The 6,989-nt window shown below is 27.1% G+C and carries 6 protein-coding genes; 5 read left to right on the top strand and 1 reads right to left on the bottom strand.

From position 1 onward, the window contains the following. Positions 1–465: 465 nt before the first annotated feature. From LLF98_RS12700 to LLF98_RS12690, 3 genes are all read left to right on the top strand, one after another. Positions 466–645, top strand: a complete 180-nt coding sequence (locus LLF98_RS12700; protein ID WP_291704150.1) for a DUF1778 domain-containing protein — start codon at positions 466–468, stop codon at positions 643–645. Positions 646–878: 233 nt separating this feature from the next. Next, positions 879–1,772, top strand: a complete 894-nt coding sequence (locus tag LLF98_RS12695) for a ParM/StbA family protein (protein WP_291704148.1) — start codon at positions 879–881, stop codon at positions 1,770–1,772. A gap of 127 nt (positions 1,773–1,899) precedes the next feature. Further along, positions 1,900–2,025: a hypothetical protein gene (locus tag LLF98_RS12690; protein ID WP_291704146.1), complete on the top strand. Its 126-nt coding sequence runs from the start codon at positions 1,900–1,902 to the stop codon at positions 2,023–2,025. Between the two features lie 898 nt (positions 2,026–2,923). On the opposite strand, the gene LLF98_RS12685 is transcribed toward LLF98_RS12690, so the two are convergent. Continuing rightward, positions 2,924–3,367 carry a hypothetical protein gene (locus tag LLF98_RS12685; RefSeq protein WP_291704144.1) on the bottom strand — a complete coding sequence of 148 codons (444 nt, stop codon included), beginning with the start codon at positions 3,365–3,367 and terminating at the stop codon, positions 2,924–2,926. 778 nt (positions 3,368–4,145) lie between these two features. Between LLF98_RS12685 and LLF98_RS12680 the strand changes: the two genes are divergently transcribed. Continuing rightward, complete coding sequence (locus tag LLF98_RS12680; protein WP_291704142.1) at positions 4,146–4,922, top strand: class I SAM-dependent methyltransferase; 777 nt, start codon at positions 4,146–4,148, stop codon at positions 4,920–4,922. Positions 4,923–5,685: 763 nt separating this feature from the next. Next, on the top strand, positions 5,686–6,963 hold the full coding sequence (locus LLF98_RS12675) for a hemolysin family protein (protein ID WP_291704140.1): 1,278 nt from the start codon (positions 5,686–5,688) through the stop codon (positions 6,961–6,963). Positions 6,964–6,989 lie beyond the last annotated feature (26 nt).

The raw sequence follows: 6,989 nt of genomic DNA, 5'->3' as shown, positions 1-6,989 counted from the left end.
TCATGATATTAAGTATTGGATTGTTATACATATATTATTCAATATTTATACATAAATTCAAAATATAACATTACATGAAATGCTGTGAAAATACAAGAAAATCGTACTTATTGTGTGTCTATTTTGGTTAGAGCACTCCACACACCATCTTAAACTACATAACTCCCCAACTCTTAAACCAGTAAAAACTTCTATTAAAATTGGAGTATATAAGTGTAATTCGTTAATTTTATTCAAAATAGAAATCAATTTCTTCTTTAGTCTAAAATTCTACTTTAGGTTTATTAATTGGCTGTACTACAAGTTACAAGTATTTAAATATAAGGACAAATATTTTCTGAGTATTTAATTAATACGAAAGAAGTCGAAAAATTTTATAATATTCATCATATATTTTTACAAATTATGTAAAGATAGTGTGATAATGTATATATTGTTATTACAATATATACTAGGAGGTATGTGATGAAAGATGAAACTATAATGATTAGAGTTACAGCAGAGCAGAAGTTAGTTATAAAAAGAATGGCTCGGAAACAAGGTATGACCATTACCGAATTTATGCTATTTAATATAATGAAATCAATCAACCAATCTGAATTAAATGGAGAATTTGATTTAGATTTAAAGGTGGTAAAGGAATAGATGGGATCTTTTCTATTTGCATATATCGTATAGACAAGTAATACGATATATACAAATATGCATATCATTAATATTATATTAATTTTTATAAGGTAATTGTAGTATAAATGCCATACAAAATAATATTAAAATATACATTTAATCTAGATAAATAATTTATAAGGAAATGGTGCTATAAATGCCATACAAAAGTATTCGAACAGAATATGAAAGTAAAAAAGGAGGAATAGAAAATGAGAATTAGTGCAGATATAGGTTATAATACAACAAACTTTATTGGACATAGCATAGAAGGTTCTTTTTCGTCTACAGTAAAAGAAAAAATACATGAGTTGGAAACAGCTAAATATACAGTAGAGTACAATAATAAAACATACTTAATTGGTAATGATGATGGATTTACTAGTACTGAACAATCTAGAGACAAAGACATTATTTTTCATATTTGCTTATATACAGCTATAGCAGCTAGTATGACTTCTACAATAGATAATAATGTTAGAATTATAACTGGGCTTCCTGCTCAATTTTTTGCAGAGCAAAAGAGTTCTTTGATAAAAGCTCTTGAAAACAGGCGAGTATTTATGAAGCTTAATGGAGAAAATAGGAGTTTTACGATTAATAAAGTAGTTGTATTTCCCCAATCAGCTGGGTTATTTCTATATGATAAGTCACTAGTGGAAAAGGATACCTTAGTAGTAGATATAGGAGGAGGTACATTAGATATAGCATATATGAGTAATGGACAATTTAAGGAAGGAAGAACATATCCTCTAGGTGTAAATCCAACTTATGATATTCTTCTTCAAGAGTTAACTAAGTATGGTGTAAATTATTCTAATCGTATGAAGGCAGAACAAATAATTTCAGATAAAGCTATATTTGTAGAAGGCAGGGAAGTCGATGTAAGTAAAGATATAGATAATGTCTTAAGTCTTAGAGCAGGAGAAATTATAAATGCTATAAAGCAGGCATTTCCGGAGCAATCAAAATACTCAAGATTTGTTTTTATAGGTGGGGGAGCTCTATTACTTAAAAATTATCTAAGTGACTATAGGGTGCTAGATGATGCACAAATGATTAATGTTAAAACATATGACATAATAGGCAAGAGTAAGAATGTGTAAAAAAATAAAAACTACAATTACGTTAGCACCCCATATCAAAGACTTTGCTTCCGAAGAAGCAAGGTCCCTCGGTTTAGATTTTTCGGCATATATAACAGTATTAATAGCTGAAAAAATGAGAGGAACTATGCTTACTTCACCTACAAGACTTGTTACTGATAATACGACTGATGAAATAGCTATAGATAACAAAGATATTATAACAATAGATAGTGAACAGGAGAACGAAATAGATAGATTATTACAATGGTAAAAAATAGGTGAATTTTTTATTCTGAAATTTAGCCTATTAAAAACGCTGATATTACTTGTTTAAAAGTATATTAGGTTAATATTATTTTATATTAATTTGTATTATAAAAAGAAATATGCATTAAATAATTAATAAAGGAAATAGAAATATAGGTGTTTTGTTTTATATATAGATAAAATATTGTATATACAAGTAATACAATATATACAATTATAAATTTTTATAAGGTAATGGTAGTTTAAATGCCATATGAATGGTATAGCAAAGAGTATTAAAATATGAAATTAACTTAGATAAGTAATACTATAAGATAACGGTAGTATAAACTCCATACAAAAGTATTCCAATAGAATATAAGAGATAAAATAGAAAAAGAATTGTATAAAAGAACTAGAAAACAAAATTATAAAATTAAACTAATGACAATAAAAAATAGCATCGGTATAATATTACTACAGAATTCACGAAAATTAAAAGAAATGGATTAATTACTAAATATTTATAAGAGAATTGAGATATGAAGGAAAAATGATTATATAAGGTGATCATGAGATGATCATTCTCCAACTTGAAAGAAAAAGTTAATTAGTTTAATGAAATATATAAATGTTCTTAAAGTTAGCAATATCAATACCAATACTTAACGTGATGTAATAAAATTTATAAAAAGTGTAAAAATGTTCCAGGCAGGGGATACTATAAATAATAACAAAAGGGCTTAACTGGAATAGTTAAGCCTTTTGTTATGCTAATGTTGTTGCTATATCTTTATGACCCAATCTATCAGATACAACCTTTATATTTTCACTATTCATTAATAGGCACTGATATTTTACAAGTATCTATACAGTATCTTCACATAAAAAGGACCCTATTTCTAGAACTCTATATTTATTATTTACATATGGAAGTTTCCATTTTCATCAAATTTAACAGACATATCATAATTTAGATAATCATAATTTATTGGTTTATTATTAATTTCACGTATAATTATATTAATAGATATTTCAGAGTTGGATTCCATGTAATCAAGTATGTCTTTTTCTTTTTTTGTTAAAATCTTTTTATCCTTTAATTTTTTATAAATATTATATTCATCGTCTGTAAAATTATGATTACTTGATAAATTATACTTTATTATTTGTAATTTAAATTTTATCCATTCCTTAAATTTTTTCAATAAACTTATTATTCCTTTAAAAACTTTTTCGGATATTATTATAAAAATTTTTGTCAAAGCTTCATCAATTATTTTCACTATAGTAGGTGAAGCAAGCCCACCTATAAAACTTATGGTACCAACAAATAATAGTTGCCAATATTTTTGTATCCAATCCATAATAATCTTCCTCCCTTTATACAATTAATTATACAGATATCACCAAATTCCTTTAAATTATTCTCAAGTAGTTATTGATACTACATTATATTAATATATGAACCATTTAGGGGAATACCTCATATTTATTATATATATTCGTGTATTGCTCACGTATGAATTATTATGAAGAAAGCATTAAATTCTGTGGTAAAAGTACAGTAATATTTCTTAGTTTTTATTATAAAATAATGCACATTTATATGAACATTATTCAATATCAAATATACAGATAACACCCTGAAAAATTATAATTGTAAAAAATTCATTTAACAATCAAATGTAGATTGGCATTGAGAATGCAAGAAGACTAAAAGAAATAGTTGGAAAGTTTAAGGTCTAGGTCGTTGCATAATGGGGAGGAGGGGGAGAGGGACAATATCCCTGTAAACCAGTTTAATCGTAGACTTCTTACGTTTGCAAGGAAGTTTAGAATTATAAAAGAAGAGTTAGTTAAAAGAAAATTCACATTTTAACTACAATATATAGTATAATATTTGTTAGAATGTAAAGGGAACATAAAGGGGAGAATATGGAGTTACCCAAAAAAATAACTGATTTTGCTTCATATGGATTTATAGTTTAGAGCAATTAATATTGAAAGGAAAAAGTCAGTACTAGGTGCAAAAAAAATTTTAATTTGTTTTCTAGAATGAAGGTTATTGGAATTTAAGTATACAAAGAACAAATTTTGTATTTAATAATTTTTAATATAATAATAGATGAGGAACATGAAGAGATGACAATAGAATTAGAAAAATACTACAATAAATTTTGTGAGGATAAAAGATTAACGAGAAGACATGGACAAGTTGAATATAAAACTTCCATGAAGTATATTCATGAGTATCTAAAAAATAATGAGAACGCAAAAATCTTAGATGTTGGTGCAGGGACAGGGAGATACTCTGTACAATTAGCAAATGAAGGATATGATGTTACTGCAATTGAACTTGTGAAGCACAATCTAGGTATTTTAAAGTCAAAAGGAAGTACAGTAAAAGCAAAGCAGGGAACAGCATTAGATTTATCAAGATTTTCAGAAAATACTTTTGACATGACATTGGTGTTTGGACCAATGTATCATTTATATAAATTTGAGGATAAAGTAAAAGCACTACAAGAGGCAAAAAGAGTAACGAAAGTTGGAGGTGTTATCTTAGTAGCATATTGTATGAATGAATATAGTGTATTAACATATGGTTTTAAGGAAAATAACATTCGTGCATGTATTGATAATGGGAAACTTAATGATGATTTTCATGTTATATCGGAATCAAAAGATTTATATGATTATGTAAGGATTGAAGATATTAATAAGTTAGATGAGGAAGTAAGACTGCAAAGGATAAAATTAATTGCAGCAGATGGACCAGCTAATTATATGAGGCCTGTTTTGAATGCTATGGATGAAGATACATTCCAACTTTTTCTTAATTATCATTTTTCTACGTGTGAAAGACCAGATTTGTTGGGAGCAAGCGCACATACATTAGATATTTTGAGAAAGGAATAAGGAAAAGAGAAGAAGGCAATCAAAAGGTATATTTTGAAAATGGTCATATAGAATGGATATATAAGAAGATTCCAGATTGGATAAGGATAATATTATAAAATAGTTAGTAAGATATTTTAATCTAACTAAGCGTTCTCTTTCAAACAAATACGTAAAAATCTAATAGCGCTAAAACATCCTAGGAAAAGAGGTTGTTGCAAAACTAATTTAGTTAGTTTTGTGGCAGCTCATTTTTTTATAAAAAATAAAAAATGTGAATTTAAAAAATACAAATGTTTGTATATAATCTTTTTCTGATGTTTAAGCAGGAATATCTTTTAGAGAATCAATATTGGCAGCAAATAAAAACCTGTAGACTTAAATATATATTTGTAGCAGCTAAAATTGTAAAAACAGGCAGACAAAGAATAATGAAAATTTCAAAAGAATATAGATATAAAGAAGTTTTTCGAGAAAAATTAGCTTAGAAATATGAAGTTCTTAATATTAAGCTAAAAATAATGCAAAAAAATAATAATCCACAAACAAGGGGTAAGTTTGCCCTTTTTTAAGTATAATTTGTGCATTAATATCTATGTTTAGAAAAAGTATAAATTAAATGTGAAAATAAAGGATATAATTTATATTTCAAATGTTAGTTCATCCTTTGTTTTGTTTCGAAAACTACCGCGCAGTTTTCGGGGAATTATATTACTTCTTTTTAGGTTGTGATATAATAGATTATAATATATAAATATTTAAATTATTAGGAGAGTGATTATTTTTGGACCCCAATTATACGTGGCAGATAATTAGTTTAGTTATACTAATTGCATTATCTAGTTTTTTTTCAATGTCAGAAACCGCACTGATGTCTTTAAGTAGAATAAGGCTAAGGCATATGGTGGAAGCAGACGTTCCAGGCGCTGAATTGGTAGAAACGCTTACTAAAGATCCAAACAGACTTTTAGGAACAATTTTGATAGGAAATAGTGTGGCTAATATTGGAGCATCTGCAATGGCTACAGTACTTGCAACAGATATTTTTGGTAATAGTGGAGTTGGAATAGCAACTGGGATTATGACTGTTTTAGTGCTTATTTTCGGCGAAATAACTCCGAAGTCTATTGCAAAACAGAAATCAGAAGCTGTTGCCTTAAGAGTTGCAAGACCAATAGAATTTGTAGTAATAATATTTAAACCGTTAGTTTATATATTTACTTCTATTTCTTCATTGTTTATTAAAGTTTTGGGTGGAGATCCTAATGAAGCAAATTCTTTTATAACGCAAGAAGAATTAAAGACTATGGTTGGAGTAAGTGAAGAAGAAGGTATTTTGGAAAATGCTGAAAAAGAAATGATCTTTAATGTATTTGAATTTGCAGATCTTCAAGTGAAAGACATAATGGTTCAAAGAGTTGATATTATTTCCGTTGATAAAGAAACAAGCTATGATGAAGTCATGAATGTTATTAAGAATGAACAATTTTCAAGAATTCCAGTTTACAATCAGACAATAGATAATATTATAGGAGTGTTAAATATTAAAGATCTTGCTACTATTGAAAATTTAAGGGAAGATTTTAATATTTCTAAATATATAAGAGCCCCATTTTATACATTTGAATTTAAAAAAATTGTGGAATTATTTAATGAAATGAAAAAAACAAGAAATCATATTGCAATTGTATTGGACGAATATGGTGGAACTGTTGGATTAGTTACAATTGAAGACTTAATAGAAGAAATAGTTGGAGAAATTGAAGATGAATATGATGAAGAAAAAAAACCTATTGAAGTAATTAAAGAAAATGAATATTTAGTTGAAGGAAGTTTAAGGCTTCATGATATTAGTGATCTAATAGGTATTAATATAGATTCAGAGGAATTTGATTCTGTTGGTGGACTGATGATTGAAGATCTCGGAAGAATACCAGAGGAACAAGAAGAAGTCATGGTAAACAACATAAGATTTATTGCTGAAGAAATAGAAAAAAACAGGATTAAAAAGGTTAGGATGATTATTAATATTGATGAAAAGCAAGTTGCTAATGATATGTGAAGGATAAAGTGATTCTTAGCTTTAGG

The sequence above is a fragment of the Clostridium sp. genome (assembly GCF_021372645.1).
Taxonomy (GTDB): domain Bacteria; phylum Bacillota; class Clostridia; order Clostridiales; family Clostridiaceae; genus Clostridium.
The sequence above is the reverse complement of the archived record's forward strand: the minus strand, read 5'-3'. Positions and strand labels throughout refer to the sequence as shown.